Below are 20,447 nucleotides of genomic sequence, written 5' to 3' on the forward strand. Positions count from 1 at the left end.
CCTGACATCATAGCTTTTCTCAATGGATTATATAAATAAATATGTTGTTCCCAAAACACACAACTAACTGTTCACAAGTTAAATACAATTATTATACAACATAAATTGAAAGCTAACATATGGTATCAAATGTTATATATAACATTTGATGCCGATACCGAACTGTGTATGAAGATGGCCGGTAGTCGTACCCCATAGGATACGTTCCCGCCCCGTCAGTAAGAGGATCACTTTATCGGTCAGATAGACATCGACCTGAAGCGTGATTGCTCCGCCGTACAGGAACTTATCTTTATTCTGTATCGTAGAGCCGTCATACAATAGATTGTCGCCCCAATTCACCGTTTCATATCCGGCCATCGCCGAAGCGCCCAGATAGAAGAAAAAGGTTTTGGAGCCGTCGGCCATAAACTTATAGTAGTAGCCTCCTTCCCCTGTAAACTGTACCACAGGGATGCGCCCATCCTTATAGGGATAATACCGGTTCAGGTACTCCGCGCCGAACACCCATTTATTGGCGTTCTTCGTGTAGGTCGCCATACCGGCACCGAAGTAATAACCCAATTCGTTACGGCTGCCGGACGAGTGAAAACCATCCACCATACCGCCACGTATTTCCAGTCCCCGCATCCCCGGCAGGGCACGCTGGGCGTGCGCCTTGTCCGCAAAGACAAAGCACAACGCCGCCGCTATAAATAATACTGCCCTTCTCATTGTTATCTCGCGTTTAGTTCGTTAATCACTTTGGCACGAACCAGGTCGGCGTTTTCTACCGTAAAGGTTTGGTGTCGCCCGCCTTCTTTTTCGTACAGTTCCACAACCAGGTGCTTATCGTCCGGTATCGTGAACTTGGGCAGGGTGAACACCGTGCGTTCACTCTTTTTGCCGCCCACGATCATCATGTAATTATGTGCCCGGATCGGCCAGATTACCTGTTCCTGAATGGCGGTGCGCTTGGCTACCTTTTTATCCACGATTTTAAAGGTGATATGATCTACGTCGAAAGGCACGTTGGACGAGTTTTTCAATTCTGTATGGAAATAGAGCAACTCGTTATGCGAGTAAATGCCTTTTAAGAGGTGTTGGATGCCGAAACGTTTGCAGCCAATATGCTTAATCTCCCGTTTGTTGTTCTTATAAATCGACCTCATAATCAGTTTCACCAGCAGGGGCGATTCCTGCCCGAGTTCTTTCATATATATTTCCATCGCGTTGTTCGGGCGGTTCACAGCTTCACCATCGTGCAGAAAATCGGTCATCTCGATAGACAGCTTGCGGGGTTCATCGGCATAGCGAACATTAAAGGTGTAGTAGGCACCGTCTTCGGTGATGACCGCCAGATTGCTCTCGCGGCTGAAATCCCGCAGGGCGGCTTTCACCCTCAGTACGTTTTCCGTGCCGTCGGCTTTCGCCGCCAGCAGATCTGCCGAGCCTAAATCCACATAGCGGATGGCTGCCGGGAAAATGATATGCACCGTCTTGGAGAACGTAACCTCCAGCGCGTAGGGCGGTATCATGCGGTTGAAAGTGAGCGGACGGGTCAGCCCGTCGAAGTAGTCGCCCTTTGAGGAAAATGTAACGCTTTCGGTTTCCTGTGCGTTGGCTGTAAAGATGCACCCAACCAAAGCGAGTGCTAAAAAAATCTTTTTCATACTTGATTGTTTTTTATGGCACCGGGTGGATAGGCCCGGAACCGGATTTAACTTTGAATTTTTAGTGGTCTTATTATTTCATGGGAGGAAGAAGCAATACCTGATAACCGGCTTTCAGGGTTATCTTGACCGTCCGCATTTTCTTACTGACATACTGCGATGCACCCTGTATGGCACTTCGCCCCAGGTCGGCCAGCAGCTGGGAACCGGCATCGTCCGTAATGGTGATGCTGCTTCCCATACCCGAACCCATATTGGCGGCTATCTCTTTGACGGCATTAATTTCCTCCGAGCCGGGAACGAAAATGCCCTCCCCGCCATCGAGGTCGAAAACCATCAGTTCTACGGGTATCACATTTCCGGCATACTGTACGGCACTGACAGCAATACCCATCCGTTCACCGCTGATCCGCGCCGACCCGTTTATCACCGTATTGGCGGGAATCAGGGTCGTTCCGGCCATCATCGGTTCCAACAGCCGTAGCCCGACCTCCTGACCGTCGGTAATGGTTACCGTCTGATAGACACACGCCCGGATGCTGTTTTTCTCCTTCACATCCTCATTCCCGGCAGCCGTGTGGAATCCCCAATTACGGGGCTTCACAAACTCCTGCATGAAAACCGAATCGGGCATAGGTGCCGCCAGCAATGACACCACATTACGGCGCACCTGGCGAACAGGCTGCACGGCAGCCTTACGATTGCCGGAAGTGGCAGCGGCCTGCGCCGCCTGGGCATCGGTAGCAGCGTTTTGCTGTCCGCTACCCATATACCGGGCGGCAATGGCGTAGGACTTCTCAATCATCGCCAGTTGGTCTTCCTCTGCGGACTTGCGCTGCTGTTCTTCCTCCAACCGGCGTTCCAGTTCCCCGATGCGCTGCTCCATTGCCAGCCGGGCCTGTTCGTCCGCTTCCTTCGCGGCCGGTTCCTCATAAAAACTGCCCAGCTGCTTGTTTACATTCTCGTATGCAGCGACGGAAGACCGGAAAGCGTTGTTACCACGGGTGTCAACGCCTCCGGAGGGTTCCGGTTTCTCGTAATACTCCACTGTTTGGGAAGCCGATGCGGATTGTCTTTCGGTTTCATCTTCACCCAGGGAGAAGGCGAAATCCTGCAAAGACCGCATTTTTTCCTGTTGTTTACTCTGCATGGCTTCCTGCGTGTAAGCGTCGATCTTGTCGCCCACGATACCGTTCTGTTTGGGTGTGGGCAGTTCGGTATTGAAACCTTCCTGCTGTTGCTCTTTGTCCTCCCCGGATGGGGCGAAGATGAGCCACATGGAAGCTGTGAACAGCAGGAACAGCAGCGGGAAAATGACCATTTTCTTCCGCTTCTGTATTTGCTGGGGCGTGAGCTGTTTTTTCTCTTTCTCCGCCGCAGGCTTATTCTGTTTCTCTGTCGTATTCATAATTAAAATCGTTTATTTGTTTTACACTGTCCAACTGGCTCTGTTTCTGCCGGAGTTCCAGTTCCAGCCGCTCGATATGCTGAATTTGCATCCGTTCCCCTTTCCCCTTACCGAAGCGGTAAATGGAGGAAATGGTGAAGTAGAGGGAAAGCCCCGTAAAGAGCAGAAACATCGTCAGGATGACTATTATCCGCTTGTCCGGGGTAATTTCCCCGCACAGCCGCCTCAGGTGGTCTTCCAACCACTCCCCGAAGGCTTTTATTTTCTTGCGTACCATACTCTTACCTGGCTAATGTCCGCACATCGCGGTTTTCGACAATCTCAAACTTTTCCATTGTAAACCCGTGCGGGTTGTTATCCGAGCGGACGGAATTAATCAGGTTGCATCGGGTGACGAGCGAACGCTCGGTGATATTGCTCTGGCGGATAATCATCTGCCGGGCGTAGGTTATAGCCCGGTAGGGATACACTCTCATATCCACCGCCACAGAATCGACCTGCACGGTTTGATTAATATTGCCCGACACAATGCGGTTATAGTACCCCTTTTCCTGAAAATCCTGATAATACGCAAAGGCACTCTTATCCACCAGGAACAGAGCCCGGTTGATATTGGATTCGATGGCTGCCCGGTCGGGAGAGAGCGTAAAAAAAAGCTCGTGAAACCGACGTATATGCTCTTTCGCTTCGACCGGACGATTTTGCGAAAGGTCTTGCGAGAGGGCCAGCATGAGGGATTTTCCCCCATCGAGTATGTAAATTTTCTGCCGCTGCGCTTCGGCAAACTGGTAGGACTTGATTACACTGAATACCGCCACCACCGCACAAAGGCAGAGAAAGACCATGCCGAACAGCCTTATCTGCTTAAAGCTGCTTTCTATGTTTTTTAATGATTTGAACTCCATATTGATACTGATTAATAATGACTGTTAAGCGCTTCCTGAAGAACCGCCGTTCTGTGTTGCCAGGTTCTGCCCGTTGGGAGAGCCGGAGCCACCGCCGCCTGAATCGCTGCCGCCCGAAGAACCGCCTCCGATCTTTCCACGGAACCTGCGCCCCAGTACATTACCGGCAATACCTCCGGCCACACCTGCGGTAAATGCGCCGGCCCGGTTGATACCGCTCATCGCACCGCTGGCTCCGCCGCCCGATTGGATAATCCACTCGGCGACCGTCGGAACGCTGAAATAGCCGATAATACCGATAATCAGAAAGACGATATACACCCCGTTCGAGCTATCCGGAATATAGCTGGGGTCTTGCAGCAGGGCAATGTCGCTTTCCAGCATCAATGCCTGAATTTTAGAGAGTACCGCCGAAAAAATGTCGGCCACGGGAAGCCACAGGTACACGCTTATATACCGGGAAATCCAGTTGGTAAGGGTAGACTGGAAGCCATCGTAAATCGACAGGGCGAAGGACAACGGCCCCAATATGGCCAGCACCACCAGGAAGAATGTTCGTAAGGTGTCCACCGTCAGCCCGGCGGCGTTATACAGCAGTTCAAAGAAATCCGTCACCAGCTGCCGGAACCACATCTTTATATTATACCAGGTGTGTTCCCACCACATGGACACCATCGTGCCGATTTGCCGGATGCCGAGTTCTGAGAATTTTTCTTCGTACACCTCGTCATTAACCAACCATTCCTTGCCCTCGCGTACCCGCGCTTCATACTCCAGCGCATCCCGTTCTTGTTGCAACTGCTCTACGTTGGTCATCTGGCTTTCCAGAATACCGTGCGCTCCGGTGACGACAGGCGACATGACCGCATTGATGGTACCCAGCACTACCGTTGGAAAGAACATGATGCACAACCCGATGGCGAAAGGCCGGAGCAGGGGAAACACGTCGATTGGCTCCGCGCTGGCCAGTGACTTCCATACCCGGTAGGCCACATAGAACAGAGCGCCCAATCCGGCCACCCCTTTGGCGACACCGATCATGTCGCCGCACAGGGGTAGCATATCCTGATACAGATTGCGGAGAACCTGATGCAGGTTTTCAAAATTTATTGCAAGTAGTGTCATGGCTTACCAGTATCTGTCTGACGGTTTGCCATAGAGCGCCCGCACCCTCTCCATATCACCTTTTTGCTGGCTGCGGATAAAGGAGATGGAGATATTTTTATTCGTGTAATATTGGGTCAGGTTGCGGTAATCGACCATTTTGGTATAAATCTGGTCGATTACGTCCATCCGTTCCTTATCCGAGAGGGAGAGGCCGTTTCCGCCTGTGATGATGGTTTTCAGTTCCGTGACCAGCGCTCCGCCTTCCTCCAGCAATTTGGCATAGCCCAGGGCAATGGCTTCCAGTTCATTGACACTGAAATTGGGATCGGACGCCATCTTGTTGAACCCGGTCGAATACATATTGGTGATGTCGCCGATCATTTCAATGGTACGTTTCACCTTACGGGCATCTTTTATCAGGTTATTGACCGATTTAAGCGCGTCGTAGTAGGCTTTTCCCTGTTCATAGATTTTTACCGTTTCCTTTACATTGCTGACCAGGTTGCTCACGGTGGAGGTTGATTTAACTACCTGCTGTATGTTCTGCACCAAATTGGACGGGTCGAGGACTGTCCACTGTGCTTTTGCCTGATGCGCGAAACCGAAAACGGCCACGCATAGTATTAAAATCAATCGTTTCATATTGTTACTTTTAATTGTTATTGTTTCATTGATAAGGGAGAAGACACCCGCCGAAGCGGGTTAATCCTCCACCCTGTAATAGTCCCCTTCGGTCGAAAGGGTAAGCACATCCCGCAGCGGGTCGTAGTAAATGGCAATCCAACCGTACAGGTTAAAGAATACAGTACCACCATAACGAAATAACCGGGTCGTGATACTGACCCCTGTTTTGTAACTGTACGTTATCCGGTATCCATGTCCGCTGCGGACAACTTCCACTTCCGGCGAGCCGAAAGAGTTTTTCCAACGGCCCTGTAAATCGGCCATCCGGAAATTGCTGTCCACTGCTTGGGCAGGTATATATTCTTTCCTGTACATGGCTGTTCCGGTTTTAATTTTTACCCTCGTTTAGCTGTTTAATCGCCAGTTCTATATCCCCGCCCAGGCTTTCCGCCAGCTCCAGCACCTCCATCTTTTCCGATTCCTCGGTGGTATAGGTCAGGTATTCCGAACGGCTCACTTCGGTGGCGTACACCGCCGATTGAACGCCGCCCAAACCTATCCAGACCTCTTTATAGAAGCGGCCGGGATGATTAGACATATTGATGGAGAGTATCTGAGATTTTTCCTTATCCGTCAGGCCCAGAAGCGACTGGATCGCCCCGAAACGGTTCATAAACTTTCGCTGGTCTAACAGGATTTTGCAGTCCGAGTTATTGATAATGGATTCCTTGACAATCGGAGAGGAAATAATATCCTCAACTTCTTGCGTAACAGTGACGACCTCGCCGAAATACTTACGGACGGTCTTGTACATATAGCGCATATAATCCGCCATATTCGCCGAAGTGAGCGCCTTCCAGGCTTCCTCCACAATCAACATTTTCCGCACTCCTTTCAGTCGGCGCATCTTGTTCACGAACGATTCCATGATAATGATGGTCACCACCGGGAACAATTCTTTGTTATCCTTGATGGAATCCACCTCGAAAACGATAAACCGTTTACCCAGCAGGTCTATGTTTTCTTCGGAGTTCAGCAGGAAATCGAAACGGCCGCCTTTGTAATATTGGCGCAGGGTAATCAGGATATTGTCGATATTGAAATCCTCTTTACCCACCTTTATCTCCCGCTGTTCCAGTTCCCGTCGGTAATCGTCCTTCAGAAACTCATAGAACGTATCGAAGCACGGGCGGATCGTCCGGTCGCTGCGGATCAGGTCAATATAAGCGTTTACCGCACTGCCCAATTCCCCGGATTCGGTTTTGGAAACCTTATCTTCCTCACCTTTCCAGAGGGTCAACAGCAGGGTTTTGATGCTGTCTTTCTTTTCTACATCGAATACATAATCGTCCGTGAAAAATGGATTAAAACTGATCGGGCTGTCTTCCGTATAGGTGTAGTATATTCCGTCCTGCCCTTTGGTTTTGCGGTTGATAAGACCGCACAGGCCCTGATAGCTGTTACCCGTATCGACCAAAACCACATGGGTGCCCTGTTCGTAGTATTGTCTTACTAAGTGGTTCATAAAGAAAGACTTACCGCTCCCTGAAGGCCCTAACACGAATTTATTCCTGTTGGTTATTGTTCCCCTCTTCATCGGCAGGTCGGATATATCCAGGTGGAGGGGCTTTCCGCTGACGCGGTCGCACATCTTGATCCCGAAAGGCGATGGGGAGGATTTATAGTTGGTTTCTTCGGTAAAGAAACACAAGGCCGGCTCGATGAACGTATAAAACGATTCCTCGGCCGGAAAATCTCCTGCATTGCCGGGCATACCCGCCCAATAGAGTGTTGCCGCATCTACCGTGTTATGCCGGGGCCGGCATTCCATAAGTGCCAGCTGACTGCCCACATCGTTGCGGATATGCTGCAATGTTTCGGCATCTTCCGCCCAGGCCATCACGTTAAAGTGCGCCCGGATGGAGGTCAAACCAAAGGAATGAGCCTCGTTCAGATACTGGTCTACCCACTCCTTATTTATTTGATTTCCACGGGAATAACGCGACAATGATTGCATATTACGCGCCTGTTTCTCAAAGCGGCGCAGGTTTTCAGCACTGTCGTCCAAAAACAAATACTGGTTATACACATGGTCACAGGAGAGAAGCAACCCCACAGGCGAAGCGAAAGACAAAAGGCAGTCGCTGCGATCTGTGGACAGTTTTTCGTAACGTATATTGGTTCCCACCCGTCCCGGCAGATCTTCCACATCGGAGAGAGTATGCAAGCATACCCGCTTATCACCGATCCGAAGACCGTCAGCTCCCAGTTCCATATCCTCCAGCGATGTCGTATCCTCCATCGAGAGGGCAAAGTATTTCTCTATCAGTCCGGCGTTATCCGGTGTTCCGGTGATTTCATCGTCCGTCAGGCAAGTGATGGTAATAAACCCCGAATCGTTGATAATCCGCTCAAACTGACCGGTCGCTTCCAGAAATTTAGTTGCGGTGTCCTTATTGACCTCTTTGGGGATAATATTGCCCCGGCAGAGCGTTGAAAAGTTACTCTGCATCCGCATCCGTTCCTTTGTCGTTTTGGTAAGGAACAGATAGCAGGAATGATTCAGGAAAGGCCGCTCATTGAAGTGCCGTTCGTAACTGCGGGAAAGGAAACTCATATCCCCGTCGCCTGTCTGCGGCCGGTATTTTTCGCTAATAAACCAGTCGGCCTTATGCACAATGCTGTAATCAGGCAGCACCTTGACCGCTTTTACCCAGGCGGCGTGTATGGCTTCATATTCCGCGCTGGTTACAGTAAACAGCTCCGGTAGTTCCACCCGGTAGGCCACCGTTATATCGGCATCCTTACTGATGATGCAACCCGCCTCGACAGCCAGCAGAGGGAACTTGCTCTCTACCGTAGTAGCTTTCATTATATTCCTCATAACGCTTTCTTCTTTTTATGGAGGAATAAGCGGCAGGCGATTTTGCGGTTAATCAGGTAGCGCGGATGCTGGCGCCTGGCGCCCAGCTTCATCAGTCCGTGCTGCCCGTATTTCGCATTGAGGTGGAATGTCAGCCATACCAGCATCGAAGCCGCAATCACGCCGAAACCGATACATACCCATTGGTCGATACCAATCATGTAAAGGATGACGAACAGCACGAACACCGCCAGTAGGCCGCCCGCAAAGACAAACAGATATTGCGACGACAACCCCTTAAATTCTACGCTCTTGCCTATTCCTTTATTAATAGTGTACTCCATACTATTGCTTATTTTGGAGCGATATATTAAAGGAAGAAAGAGCGCAGGATCGTAGCAGCCACAATCAGGAAAATACAGGCCCCGAACCAGCTGGCAGCCGTTTTTGAGGTGTCTGGGTCGCCTGAGCTGAACTTGTTATAGACCTTGACCCCGCCGATCAAGCCGACCACGGCTCCGATGGCGTATATCAACTTCGTTCCGGGATCGAAATACGACGTGACCATGTTGGTAGCATCGTTTATGCCCGCCAGTCCGTTGCCCTGGGCAAATGCGGAGGAAACAGCGGCAAAGACAAATGCCGCCGACATAAGAACCTTTTTGTTGAGCGAGGGCAGAGAGTGCTTGCACTTTTTGCCGAGCGTAAAAAAGGAAGAATGAAATTCAATTTTCTTCTTTGTCATAATTGGATATTTTTTAAGATGGTGCGGGGTTGGATAGGCCCCGCACCGGTGAAACTTGTTTTAACTTTGAATTTTTAGTGGTCTGTGGATAGCAACCGAAGCTATCCGTAATCGTACTTTTTCATTTGGATTCTTTTTTTGATTGTTACACAAAATCCCGGACATCAAAACCCGGCGGGAAATCACCCTGCGGAGATGGGCTTTCCGCTGATTCGGCGGCCATCCGCTTATTGAATGCCGACAAATAGGTGTGCATAAGGGACGTTACCTTATCTTCCCGTTCGGGTGGGCCTGAAACGATATACTCAAACATATCGGTTCCTTTCAGGTTCAGGAGTATGCGTCCGGTTTCCTCCTGCTGCTGATCCGTAAGTGTAGGATTGTGTACCACATGGCGGTAGGCATCGCCTAATTGATCGTAACTAACACCCTGGGCGTAGGTCTTACCCTCGAAAGGGTAATCTTCGTTTTCGTCCTCGTCGTCGTCAAATTCCGGTTCTTCCACATCTTCCGCATCTTCTTCCGGGAATGATTCATAAAGCGGGAAGTTTATGTCCAAAGGCTCATTTGTTTCGCCTTCCGGTACCTGGCCGAAAACCTCGTCCAATTCCTCCGGCGCTATCTGCCGGGGGTGTTCGGGTACATTTGCAGGGGCAAAGATATTCTCTTTTTCTGTATCTCGTTCATTTTCAGGAGATACGGCAGCTTCTGGCCGGGAGCGCCCCGAAGGGAGGACAAAACGGCTCTTGCCGACAATGTCCCCCTTCTTTCTTTTTTCACCGGATAAGGTATCACCGTTATCCTTATGGCCCGGCTTATTCATCCGGCGGCTTTCCCGCATGGTGAAATACATCATCCACAGGGCATAAACTATCGCCACGGCGGACAGCACGATAAGCACATGGGTTTGTGAGATGGCACCCATTACTCACCGGATTTATCGGATTCACCGCGTTTTTCCCTGTAAAGGCGGTCGATAGCGTCCGCATGTTCCGTAAAATGCGCCTCCAGCACCTTGTCCACATAGGCGGTGACAGTCGTTTTGCCGCCCTTGATAATGCGGCAGGCTTTTCGGATCGCATCGACATATTCCGGGCGTATGCGCACGGTTTTGGAACTTTTGAATGGAGCCTTGTAGGTCAGGATATACCGCAGGAAGTAAATATTGTCCGCCGGTTGTACCCTGATTTCGATTTCTTTTTCGGGGGTGCCTGCCCCGATGGCTTTCCGGTGGCTTATAGCCTTGCGGATAAATGGTATGGCTATTCCAGCCAGTACCACCAGCACGATGCTCAGCATAATCAAATTGTCTGACATAACAAAAGAATTTTTAGTGGTTTATAATAAATCGTTGCGTTCGCGGCGGTAGAGGTGATTGATCTCCGCCTTGTGTTTCTCCAGGTGTTCGGTGATTACATTGTCGATGTAACCACCCACCGTAAGTCCTTTCTGGTTGATAGAGCGAATCAGGGAGGTCAATATCCCGTGATTGCGTTTACTGATATACACGCACTGGCGGCGGTCTATCTCAATGGGTTTCAAATACTGTTGTTCGTAGGAAGCCATTTCGCAAATGCTGTCTTCCGGTTCCAGTCTGTTGTTCTTTTTCATTATTCCTGATTTTTATTGATATTGATACCTTTGTGTTTCTCGTTATACAAGCGGGTCATCTCATTCCCATACAGGTTGAGATGGTTTGCCAGCACATTGTCAATGTAGCCGGAGAGGGTTATGCCCTCACTTTCCATCACACTGCATAGTGCTTTAATCGAATCGTGAAAATCCTTTCGGATATAGACCATCTTTCCCGTGCGGGCCGTAATGGCGGATGCCTTGATAAAAAGCGTTTCGTAATCCTGCTCTTTGCCCTTTCGCCGGCGGCTTTCCTCTTTGGGAGGGTCTGCCTGGGAAACAGGTGCATTTTCGATGCTTTCCTGCGTTTCACTCACAAGGGAGGCGTGATCCGTAGGTTCTTCCTGTAAGAAGGAGGCTATAATCTCTTTTTCGTTTATATCCTCTTTTTTGATTGTTTTTGCCATAGGATTAGGAGTTGATGATTTCCAGAATTTCTTCCACCAGCGTTTCTATATTGCTCCCTTTAAGCAACACCTTATCCGCAGGAAAAATCGTTGAACGGAACAGGGCCTTATGGGATACGGGAAGTTCCCGGCGGAAGCGTTTGCTGTCAGGTAGGAATGTTTTCAGCACTGAAAGGTGGAGTTCCGCTATAATTTGCTCGTAGACACCATACAATTCCGTTTTCTCCCGGCCATCGACCATGTTCCAGATCAGGTGCAAGCCTTTAATCTTCGATTTCCCGGTCAGTACGATAGCCTTATTCAGCCGGTGGGCAAAACGCAGGGTACTTTCCAGAACCACCCGGTCGGCACTGATAGGTGAGAAGATATAATCCATAAGCGAAAGGGTGTAAATAACCCCTTCCTTATTGACCGTTCCGGGCAAGTCGAAGAAGATAATATCGTATTTACCTTTCTGCAACAGGGCTTTGGCCGTTTCCGAAGCCTTCTCGGGAAGGCTCTTGATTACAGGGTACATTTTTTTGCCCAGGCGGGTAAATTGTTCATAAGCCATCGACTTGTAATAATCGTCGTCGGTTGCCATTCTCAGGTCGCGCTCACGCATCTCGGCAATACTGTATTGCGGATAGTCGCAATCAACTACCGCCACATCGTAGCCTTTCACATAGTGCAGGTACGAAGCCACCAGCACCGTCAGGGTTGTTTTTCCTGCCCCTCCTTTTTGGGTGGAGAAAGCAATGCACAAATTTTTCTTTTCCATTGTTTAATCATTTAATCAGTTATACATGCGGTTGATTATTCACTTGACAGACCGGACAACCGGCCGGATAGCCATACATAGGGCTATTCAACCGGCTGGTAAAATGATTGACTGGCTGACCGTTTGAACATTTGAATAGTTGAATGTTTGAACAGCCGGCCTTGCGGCTGTCCATGCGGTCAATCATTCCATGAATCATCCGGCTGGCCGGATAACCGGACAATCTTACAAGCAGCCGGTCTGAAAGCCATTCAATCGGTCGGTCGGTTGCTCCGCCGGACAGCTGTTTGGTCATATTTTCAGTCATACACATCGTCGGTCATATTTTCAAATCCGACTGCAAATAAACCTCTATTTAGCAGTTCTTGTATGCTGTTTTCGGGCTATGGCACAGAGTGGCAGCCAACTGGATAAGGCAGGCACAATCTCCTGCCATACAACTGATTGAAAGGGTCGGTAACTTTGCAGCGTGACGATCCCGAAGGGTAAAAGGTAGCTCGCCTGGCAGATGACGGCCAGCTATTAAAAAGCTCTGTCCGTCGCCGGACAGATTTCTTTGCAAAGTGGCAAAGAGCAAGCTGTGTTTTCAGTTACCCTAAATAAATTTAGTAACCGAAAACAGCTTGCCCGCAAGGGGGGAAAGCGCCTCCGAAGTCGTTGCTTTTGAATGGGCGGCTACGCCGGTAAGGGATCGGAAATTTTGTAACCGGAGGGCTTAATTGCCATCCTTTTTAAAATATCCGATATGGAAAAGAATAATGTACCCCGCAAACGGGGCAGAGGTGGCAGGCCCACCAAAACAGATACCGCATCCAACTGTGTGATGGTGCGGTTTACGGATGAAGAATACGCCCGTTTTCTTTCTTTGTTGGAAGAATCAGGCGTACAGGTAAAGGCGACTTTTATCAAAGCGCGGGTATTCGGCGAGAGGTTCCGGGTGATAAAAACCGACGAAGGAACCCTCCGGTATGTGGCAAAGCTCTCGCAATTCCACTCCCAATTCCGCGCGGTGGGGACAAATTACAACCAGGTCGTGAAGGAATTACACACCCATTTTTCACAGAAGAAAGCGCTGGCCCTGCTCTACAAATTGGAAAAGATAACAGCAGAACTGGCGGCAATCGGAGGGCAGGTCATTGCGCTTTCCGAAGAATTTAAGCAACGATGGTAGCCAATATTACAACCGGGAGCAACCTGTACGGCGCCCTTTTTTACAATCAGGAGAAGGTGGAAAAGGGTGTGGGAACGGTACTGGCAACCCATATTCTGCGGGAGCCGACAGACGGTAATTTCAGCGTGGCCGAAACGGCAGAAGATATACTGCGCTGGATGCCCGACCATTTCCGCACCGAAAAACCGGTTATCCATATCTCCCTCAATCCCGACCCAAAAGACACGCTCTCGGACGAGCAACTTTCCGAAATCGCCGGGCAATATATGGAGCGTATGGGTTGGGGAGAACAGCCCTATATCGTTTTTAAACATTCCGACATCGAGCGGGAACATATCCATATCGTTTCGGTGCAGGTGGGGCGAGACGGTAAGAAAATCAAAGACAGCAAGCGCAACGAGCGAAGCGTGGCAATAACCGAGCAACTGGAGAAAGAATATGGGCTACATCCGGCCAAAGGGCAGAAGCGCTCCGAACTGTGGCAGCTCAAAGCGGTGGATCACACCAAAGGCGACCTGAAAAAACAGATTGCGGCGGTTATTAAACCTGTACTTTCGATGTACCGGTTTCAGACGTTGGGCGAGTTCCGGGCCCTGCTCTCCTTATATAATATAAGTATAGAGGAAGTGAAGGGAGAACGCGACGGCCAGCCGTACCGGGGGTTGCTCTACATGGCATTGGAGGATAACAAAGAAAAAGCGGAAGTTACGCCGCTTAAATCGTCGCTGTTTGGAAAGAATTATGGGTATGAAGCGTTGGAGAAACACATGGAACGCTCAGGCGAAAAGATAGAAAAGGATAACCATCGGGAGCATACCCGCCACCGCGTTGCCGAAGCGTTTGTGGAGGCACCCACCGAAAACGTACTGAGGGAACGCCTGAAAGCCCTCCACATTGATCTCCACCTGCGCCGTAATGATACCGGGCGTATTGTTGGAGTAACTTTTATCGACCATGAAAACCGTTGCGTATTGAATGGCTCCCGCTTGGGTAAGGAATATTCAGCCAATGCCCTGAATGAGCGGTACGCAGCCGGACGAAATACCGCAGCAGATCCGCACAAGGTTTCCGAAGCTGACCCGCAACAGAAAGCTACCCGCAAACAAGGTGCTGTCCGTAAAAAGAGGAAGCCCGGTATGGACATTAACCGGTAGCAAGATGTTTGATGATTGAATCAACGGAAATGACACCGTTTTTTCAAAGCAGTAGTAAACTCACTCCCATTATCGCCATCCCTGCCACCACACCGGAAATGGAAATATGGTGTTTGCCGTATTTTTCGGCGGACGGTAATAATTCGTCCAGTGAAATAAATACCATAATGCCTGAAACTGCGGCCAGAATAATCCCATTGACCGTTGTTGTCCAATAAGGCATCAGGAACAGAAATGCGATGCCTGCACCGACAGGTTCGGCCAATCCCGACAGGAAAGAATACCAGAAAGCCTTTTTCCTATTGCCGGTGGCATGATAGATAGGTACGGAAACGGCAATCCCTTCCGGTATATTGTGGATGGCAATGGCTACCGTAATAGGGATAGCAATATCCAAGCCTTCCAATGCGGAAGTAAACGTGGCGATCCCTTCCGGAAAATTGTGCAATGCCAAAGAAAAGGCAACCACCAGACCCGCCCGATGCAGGGCATCCCGTTTATTCATTTCTTCCACACCATGTATTTCATGCGGGTTACCAGATTCCGGTACAAGAAAATCAATTAAGGCAATCAGGGCTATCCCGCCGAAAAAAGCAATCAACAGGTAGAACATTCCCATTTTATCCCCGAAAGCGGTAATCAATTCGGCTTTGGCAGTAGGCATCATTTCCATGAATGACACATAAATCATCACCCCTGCTGATAATCCCAGAGAGAAACACAGGAATTTTGTATTGGTGCGTTTGGCAATGAGTGCAATCAGGCTTCCGATTCCGGTCGAAAGTCCGGCAACCAATGTCAAAGAAAAAGCTAAAAGTATTGTTTGCTGATCCATTATTTTAGTGTAACCTGAGATGAATAATCCTAAATGATTTCATAAAAGGAGGATACAATTTCATCACTATTTTCATCGGTAGCGGCCAGCGGTTTTTCAGGTAATCGGCGTAATAGTATTCTTTGATTATCCCAATACCCGTGTGCCAGCTTTCAATCTCTTTGCTGTCGTTGATACCCCATTTGAAAGGGGCGTTGTATTTCTTCACATCAGGATGCCGTTTGTGATTCTTAACTGCCAATTGGCTTATTGTATCAAAAGCCATTTCAGCGGATTTGAACCGTTCGGCAATCTCACAAAACAGCATCTTAATATTCTTTTCTTCGAAATACATCATTACGCCCTCCGAAATAAACAGCGTTGGCCTGTCTTTGGGAACATCATTCATCCACGAATAATCGAACATGGACTTGGCTATCATTTTGCAGGAAGGCGTTTCTTTAAAAAACTTTTTACGCACCTCAATAGATTCTTCTACATCAATGTCGAACCACTGAGCACCGTTCAGGGAGAGCCGCTTGCAGCGGGCATCCAGGCCGCAACCCAGATTAACGACAATTCCTTGCGGATGCCGATGCAAAAAATCGTTGATGATTTCATCTAAGATGATAGTACGGACTATTGTCCCTGTTTGCGAGGCTTCCGATACTTTGTTCTTGGACGATTCATCGAACTCTATTTGTTCCAGTATTTGTACTGCATAGGGGTCTTTGACTGCCGCATCGGGGCGTTTTGCTTCGATTGCCCGAATCCGCAGCGTAATAAATAATGTTTCGGGAACTCCCGACAGATTTACTTTCATATTATTTCTTTTTTAAAATTTCCAACCTTTCATCCGTTGCTGTTCGTCCCACATGTGCTTGTACAGGCCGTTATTAGCCAATAGTTGCTGGTGTGCGCCTTGCTCGGATAATTTGCCGTCATCCAATACCACGATATTATCGGCATGCACAATCGTGTTCAGTCGGTGGGCGATGACAATTACTGTTTTACTTTTCACCAGTTCGTTGATGGCTTCCTGTATGTGCAGTTCGTTTTCGGGATCGAGCGAAGCAGTGGCTTCGTCGAGCAGGACTATTGGCGCGTCTTTCAATAGGGCGCGGGCAATAGATATCCGTTGCTTTTCGCCACCCGAAAGCGTACAACCACCTTCACCGACCATTGCCTGCAAGCCGCCGGGCAGTTCCCACGCGAAGTTCATCACCTGTGCTTTTTCGGCTGCCGCCAATATTTGTTCCTCAGTTGCATTTGCATTGCCGATTTTAATATTGTTGTAAATAGTATCGTTAAACAGATACACATCCTGAAACACGATGGAAATGCACGACAGCAGGTTATCAACCGGATAATCTTTGATATTTTTTCCGTTCAACCGGATTTCACCTTTATCCACATCCCAGAAACGGGCAATCAACCGCGTGAGCGTTGTTTTTCCAGAACCCGAAGGGCCGACCAAAGCGGTCAGCTTGTGGGAAGGGATCTTCAGGTTCAGTTGTTTGACGACAGGCACATTATTGTACGAAAAATCCACATCTTTAAACTCGATATCAAAGTTGGTAATCTTTCCGGTATCGGAACCGTCGGACATGATGGGTGTTTTGCGCAACGCTTCGATACGTTCCACGCTTAATCCCATGTAGGTTGCCAGTCCCAAAAACATGAGCGCCTGCATCAGCGGTTCACACATCTTGGTTCCAAGTAAAAGAAAGAGAATATACACAGGTAAACTCATTTCCCCATGTGTGAAGAAATAGAATCCTACCAGAATAATCAGTGGAATACTGGCATTCAGTACAAAGGTCGCCAAAACCAACGTGGGGCCGGAACCAGCTTCCAAACGAATGGAATCCTGTTTTAGTTTACGAAATGACTTTTCCAGGCGTTCAAATTTTGTCCCGCCCAGATTGAAGGCTTTGATCAACCGGATGCCCTGAATGTACTCAATGACACGCGAAGCCGCATCGGTCTTCGACTTTTGCTGTTTCTTTCCCGAATAGGCTATCAGTTTGCGGGTAATCCACACCATCGGCCAAGCCAACGGGATAACCAGGGCGGCAATCAACGCCAGTTGCCAGTTGAAGAATGCCAAACTGATAACCATAGCCAATGGGCCGATAAGGCCGCCGATGATTTGCGGAAGCTGGTGCGTCACCAACAATTCCACATTGTCGAAGTCACTTACAATGTAGGAACCAATCGTACCGGGGTCTTTAGTATTATAGAATCCCATAGACAGTTTGCGCAGGTGTTCCGCTACGCTGATCCGTCCGTCGGCACAAATGTTATAACCTTCCCGATAGGATGCCATATAGGATTTATAGTTGAAAAACACCAATAGCAACAGGCACACCAACAGGGCGGCGCAGTAAACGCCAATCAGTTTCACATTCAATTCCGTTCCCGGATATTGCAGCGGTTTGAAAACTTCCCATACCACTCCCAGCATGACACAGTAAGGCGCGGCGCGGAAAGTATATTCCAATAAAGTCCAACCTATCATTGGATATAACCGCTGCGGTTTTCCCTGTGTAGCGGCATTCATTAGTTTTATAATATTCATATTGATTCGTATTTATCGGTTAAGTTTCCACTCACGTGAGCGGGAATAAATATCCCACATGTTCTTATATAATCCGCCGAGGGCTACCAGTTCATCATGTTTGCCCTGTTCGGCGACGGTTCCTTTATCAATGACCAATATCTGGTCGGCATTGCGGATGGTGGACAAGCGGTGAGCAATCACCATTACCGTTTTGCCTTTAATCAGTTGGGAAAACGAAGCCAGTATCTTCCCTTCATTTTCGGGGTCAGCATAAGCGGTCGCTTCGTCGAGCAGTACAATCGGTGCATCTTTCAATATGGCACGCGCTAACGCTATCCGTTGGGCTTCGCCGCCTGAAAGGTATGTGCCGCCCTCACCGACCAACGCATCATATCCCTTTTCCAGTTGCATGATAAAGTCGTGGCACTGGGCGGCTTTAGCGGTATTTATTACATCTTCTTTTGTTGCCGTTTTGTTTCCCATACGGATATTTTCTTCAATGGTATCGAAAAACAGTATGTTATCCTGAAACACGAACGACACGGTATTCATCAGGTCTTCCGTGCGGATTTGCTTGATATGGCTACCGCCGATGCGGATTTCGCCGTCTTCAATATCCCAGAAACGGGCAGCCAGCATGGCGATGGTCGATTTTCCCGCACCCGAAACACCTACCAATGCGGTTACTGTACCGGGTCGGGCTGTAAACGATACATTGTTCAGGACTTCTGTTTTATCATACGCAAACGATACATTTACAAACTCAATAGAAGCATCGCGAGGTGTTTGCGGTTGTATCGGATCAGTGATTTCTTCTTTTTTCAGAATCCCGTCCATCAAATCCACGCCGATACTGTTTTGGCGCAACATATTGGTCATCCACATCAATTTGAGCATAGGGAAAAAGATACCGCCACCCAATACAAGGAATATCAATACCGTGGATATGTAGCCGGTATAAGACGGGGCTTTCAACAGAAAGTAAATAGCTGCCGGAATAATAAACAGCAATGCTGCCGAGAGCATATTGTAAAAGCCGAGATAAGTAACGGCATAAGTGGAGGTAATGGTATTGGAAAAATCGCGGAACCCAAAAATCTGTTTCTTCAGGTTTTCCAGCGCGATGGACGAGCGGTTAAAAATCTTCACGACCTGCATACCACGCACGTATTCGATAATCGAAGCATTCAGTTTTCCCATAATCGACATATAGCCTTTCGTATCTTCGGTGGCTTTCTTTGACCAGGTGGTAGAGAACTGGAAGAAAAAGGCAATCAACATGACGGCAAGTACGATAAGTGCCAGTCGCCAGTCAATGGTAAAAAGCCAGCCAATGATCAACAGCGGAAAAACAATAGCGCTGGTTAAATCGGGGATATGGTGGGCAACGAACAATTCGACCCGTTCCACATCTTCGCCGATGATTTTCTTCAAATCGCCCGTGGTGCGTTTGGTGAAAAAACCCAATGGAAGTTTTGCCATTTTGCGGGTTATCGCCACACGCAGTTCATACAGAATGTTGAAAGCGGCAATATGTGAACACATCAACGACACGAAAAGTAGCACGCCATAACAGCCAAAGGCTACGAGGCAGATGATTCCCCAATGTTTTACCAATTCCTGCGAAACGTTTTCGGGGTGGGCGGCATGGGCTGCCAGTTCATTCAAAATGTTCAGTATGGCGACATAAGGTACGAATTGCGCCAGCGTTGAAGCGACGGCCAGCACGACCGACCCGATAAGCCACCATCTTTTTGTTCCGGCTATTTCCAACAGTCGGGAAAAGCCTTGCTTCGGTTTTTTGTAAGTTTTACTACTCATACTTTATCTGTTTTTAATCTAATTCTCATTTTATGTTCATCCTGCCCAATAGCGAACAATGTTCGATTTTGTTCAAAAAAAGAAGGAGGCTTATCCAGCCTCCTTCTTAATTCCTGTCAATTCACACCACCCGGCAAAATTAAATAGTAGATATTCCCGGAAGAACTCCCGTATTTTCCGCTTGTTCAAGTCGTGGGTAACAATTTCGCCCAGGATACTCACCAACCACGAAGCCATTGCGTGAATGAAGAACCGGGAAACATTATTGGAATCAGGGAAATATTTCTTTTCCAGTTTCCGGTAATTGTGGCTGACTTGTGTAATGTGGTCGGTCAGGGCATCGCGGAAGTTACCCATAGAGGAACCCTGCGAATGGTAAAGCATCAAACGGAATTCTTCTTTGTAAGTACAAATGATGTTTATATAAGAATCAATCGCTTCTTCCCCGTGTCCGAATGCCGATAGGTTATTAAAATCAAGGTGCTTTTCCGTATGCTGTTCGGTAATGAACCTGAAGAGCGCATCTTTGGCCGGTTTTACAACGGCTGTAAATATTTCATCCTTATTCTTGAAATAGTTGTAGATATTGCTTAGCCCTACGCATGATTCCTTTGCTATGGTGCGCATGGAGACATCCTTAAACCCGCACCGGAAGAACTCACGCCGGGCATGATGCAGAATGGAGTTATATTTATCGTCTTTCAGAATCCTCATATGAATAAAGAACGATGTTCCTTTTTAAAATGCAAAGTAACGGCTAATTACCCTGTTACACAATCCCTATTTCTTGGTATTTTGACTACTCTTGTCCGACTGGAACT

The 20,447-nt window shown here is 48.5% G+C and carries 24 protein-coding genes; 2 read left to right on the forward strand and 22 right to left on the reverse strand.

The genetic code is table 11. From position 1 onward, the window contains the following. Positions 1-132: 132 nt before the first annotated feature. The 17 genes from NBH15_RS11360 to NBH15_RS11440 all read right to left on the reverse strand — a co-directional run bounded on the left by NBH15_RS11360 (position 133) and on the right by NBH15_RS11440 (position 12,416). The gene (locus NBH15_RS11360) at positions 133-714 is read right to left on the reverse strand and encodes a conjugal transfer protein TraO (protein ID WP_250822711.1); all 582 of its coding nucleotides are present in this window, start codon (positions 712-714) and stop codon (positions 133-135) included. Between the two features lie 2 nt (positions 715-716). Continuing rightward, complete coding sequence (gene traN / locus NBH15_RS11365; RefSeq protein ID WP_250822712.1) at positions 717-1,652, reverse strand: conjugative transposon protein TraN; 936 nt, start codon at positions 1,650-1,652, stop codon at positions 717-719. Positions 1,653-1,725: 73 nt separating this feature from the next. After that, entirely contained in the window at positions 1,726-3,060 is a 1,335-nt protein-coding gene (traM, locus tag NBH15_RS11370) for a conjugative transposon protein TraM (RefSeq protein WP_221656209.1), read from the reverse strand. Beyond that, complete coding sequence (locus NBH15_RS11375; protein WP_221656208.1) at positions 3,035-3,337, reverse strand: TraL conjugative transposon family protein; 303 nt, start codon at positions 3,335-3,337, stop codon at positions 3,035-3,037. Before NBH15_RS11375 ends, traM begins: the two co-directional genes overlap by 26 nt. Before the next feature lie 4 nt (positions 3,338-3,341). Further along, positions 3,342-3,965, reverse strand: coding sequence for a conjugative transposon protein TraK (gene traK, locus NBH15_RS11380; RefSeq protein ID WP_221656207.1), 624 nt, complete (start codon positions 3,963-3,965; stop codon positions 3,342-3,344). Between the two features lie 24 nt (positions 3,966-3,989). After that, a complete protein-coding gene (gene traJ, locus NBH15_RS11385) occupies positions 3,990-5,075 on the reverse strand; it encodes a conjugative transposon protein TraJ (RefSeq protein WP_221656227.1) in 1,086 nt (361 codons plus the stop codon). 18 nt (positions 5,076-5,093) lie between these two features. Next, entirely contained in the window at positions 5,094-5,714 is a 621-nt protein-coding gene (locus tag NBH15_RS11390; RefSeq protein WP_221656206.1) for a DUF4141 domain-containing protein, read from the reverse strand. Between the two features lie 60 nt (positions 5,715-5,774). Then, complete coding sequence (locus NBH15_RS11395) at positions 5,775-6,071, reverse strand: DUF3876 domain-containing protein (protein WP_249388348.1); 297 nt, start codon at positions 6,069-6,071, stop codon at positions 5,775-5,777. A 13-nt stretch (positions 6,072-6,084) separates the two neighbouring features. Next, positions 6,085-8,580, reverse strand: coding sequence for a TraG family conjugative transposon ATPase (locus NBH15_RS11400; RefSeq protein WP_249388347.1), 2,496 nt, complete (start codon positions 8,578-8,580; stop codon positions 6,085-6,087). Further along, the gene (locus tag NBH15_RS11405) at positions 8,577-8,903 is read right to left on the reverse strand and encodes a DUF4133 domain-containing protein (RefSeq protein ID WP_221656203.1); all 327 of its coding nucleotides are present in this window, start codon (positions 8,901-8,903) and stop codon (positions 8,577-8,579) included. The genes NBH15_RS11400 and NBH15_RS11405 overlap by 4 nt, the downstream gene beginning before the upstream one ends. A gap of 26 nt (positions 8,904-8,929) precedes the next feature. Further along, on the reverse strand, positions 8,930-9,211 hold the full coding sequence (locus tag NBH15_RS11410) for a DUF4134 domain-containing protein (RefSeq protein WP_249388426.1): 282 nt from the start codon (positions 9,209-9,211) through the stop codon (positions 8,930-8,932). Between the two features lie 238 nt (positions 9,212-9,449). Further along, a complete protein-coding gene (locus NBH15_RS11415) occupies positions 9,450-10,229 on the reverse strand; it encodes a hypothetical protein (RefSeq protein ID WP_221656202.1) in 780 nt (259 codons plus the stop codon). Then, on the reverse strand, positions 10,229-10,621 hold the full coding sequence (locus NBH15_RS11420; protein ID WP_221656201.1) for a DUF3408 domain-containing protein: 393 nt from the start codon (positions 10,619-10,621) through the stop codon (positions 10,229-10,231). Before NBH15_RS11420 ends, NBH15_RS11415 begins: the two co-directional genes overlap by 1 nt. A gap of 21 nt (positions 10,622-10,642) precedes the next feature. Beyond that, positions 10,643-10,915, reverse strand: a complete 273-nt coding sequence (locus NBH15_RS11425; RefSeq protein ID WP_221656200.1) for a DUF3408 domain-containing protein — start codon at positions 10,913-10,915, stop codon at positions 10,643-10,645. Beyond that, positions 10,915-11,343, reverse strand: coding sequence for a DUF3408 domain-containing protein (locus NBH15_RS11430; RefSeq protein ID WP_221656199.1), 429 nt, complete (start codon positions 11,341-11,343; stop codon positions 10,915-10,917). Before NBH15_RS11430 ends, NBH15_RS11425 begins: the two co-directional genes overlap by 1 nt. 4 nt (positions 11,344-11,347) lie before the next feature. Further along, entirely contained in the window at positions 11,348-12,103 is a 756-nt protein-coding gene (locus tag NBH15_RS11435; RefSeq protein WP_221656198.1) for a ParA family protein, read from the reverse strand. 19 nt (positions 12,104-12,122) lie between these two features. Continuing rightward, positions 12,123-12,416 carry a hypothetical protein gene (locus tag NBH15_RS11440; protein WP_225659594.1) on the reverse strand — a complete coding sequence of 98 codons (294 nt, stop codon included), beginning with the start codon at positions 12,414-12,416 and terminating at the stop codon, positions 12,123-12,125. A 432-nt stretch (positions 12,417-12,848) separates the two neighbouring features. Here NBH15_RS11440 and mobA point away from each other — a divergent pair, with 432 nt between their 5' ends. Next, entirely contained in the window at positions 12,849-13,274 is a 426-nt protein-coding gene (gene mobA / locus NBH15_RS11445) for a conjugal transfer protein MobA (RefSeq protein WP_221656196.1), read from the forward strand. Next, positions 13,268-14,428, forward strand: a complete 1,161-nt coding sequence (gene mobB / locus NBH15_RS11450) for a conjugal transfer protein MobB (protein ID WP_221656195.1) — start codon at positions 13,268-13,270, stop codon at positions 14,426-14,428. The genes mobA and mobB overlap by 7 nt, the downstream gene beginning before the upstream one ends. A gap of 43 nt (positions 14,429-14,471) precedes the next feature. Here the strand turns inward: mobB and zupT are convergent, their stop codons facing one another. The 5 genes from zupT to NBH15_RS11475 all read right to left on the reverse strand — a co-directional run bounded on the left by zupT (position 14,472) and on the right by NBH15_RS11475 (position 20,340). Further along, on the reverse strand, positions 14,472-15,263 hold the full coding sequence (gene zupT / locus NBH15_RS11455; protein WP_221656194.1) for a zinc transporter ZupT: 792 nt from the start codon (positions 15,261-15,263) through the stop codon (positions 14,472-14,474). Positions 15,264-15,267: 4 nt separating this feature from the next. Further along, positions 15,268-16,065: a class I SAM-dependent methyltransferase gene (locus tag NBH15_RS11460; protein ID WP_221656193.1), complete on the reverse strand. Its 798-nt coding sequence runs from the start codon at positions 16,063-16,065 to the stop codon at positions 15,268-15,270. 12 nt (positions 16,066-16,077) lie between these two features. Then, positions 16,078-17,823: an ABC transporter ATP-binding protein gene (locus tag NBH15_RS11465; protein WP_221656192.1), complete on the reverse strand. Its 1,746-nt coding sequence runs from the start codon at positions 17,821-17,823 to the stop codon at positions 16,078-16,080. 12 nt (positions 17,824-17,835) lie between these two features. After that, positions 17,836-19,626, reverse strand: a complete 1,791-nt coding sequence (locus tag NBH15_RS11470) for an ABC transporter ATP-binding protein (RefSeq protein ID WP_221656191.1) — start codon at positions 19,624-19,626, stop codon at positions 17,836-17,838. 90 nt (positions 19,627-19,716) lie between these two features. Further along, the gene (locus NBH15_RS11475) at positions 19,717-20,340 is read right to left on the reverse strand and encodes a TetR/AcrR family transcriptional regulator (protein ID WP_221656190.1); all 624 of its coding nucleotides are present in this window, start codon (positions 20,338-20,340) and stop codon (positions 19,717-19,719) included. Positions 20,341-20,447: the final 107 nt, after the last annotated feature.

This window comes from Parabacteroides caeci (assembly GCF_023656795.1).
In the GTDB taxonomy this organism is placed as follows: domain Bacteria; phylum Bacteroidota; class Bacteroidia; order Bacteroidales; family Tannerellaceae; genus Parabacteroides; species Parabacteroides segnis.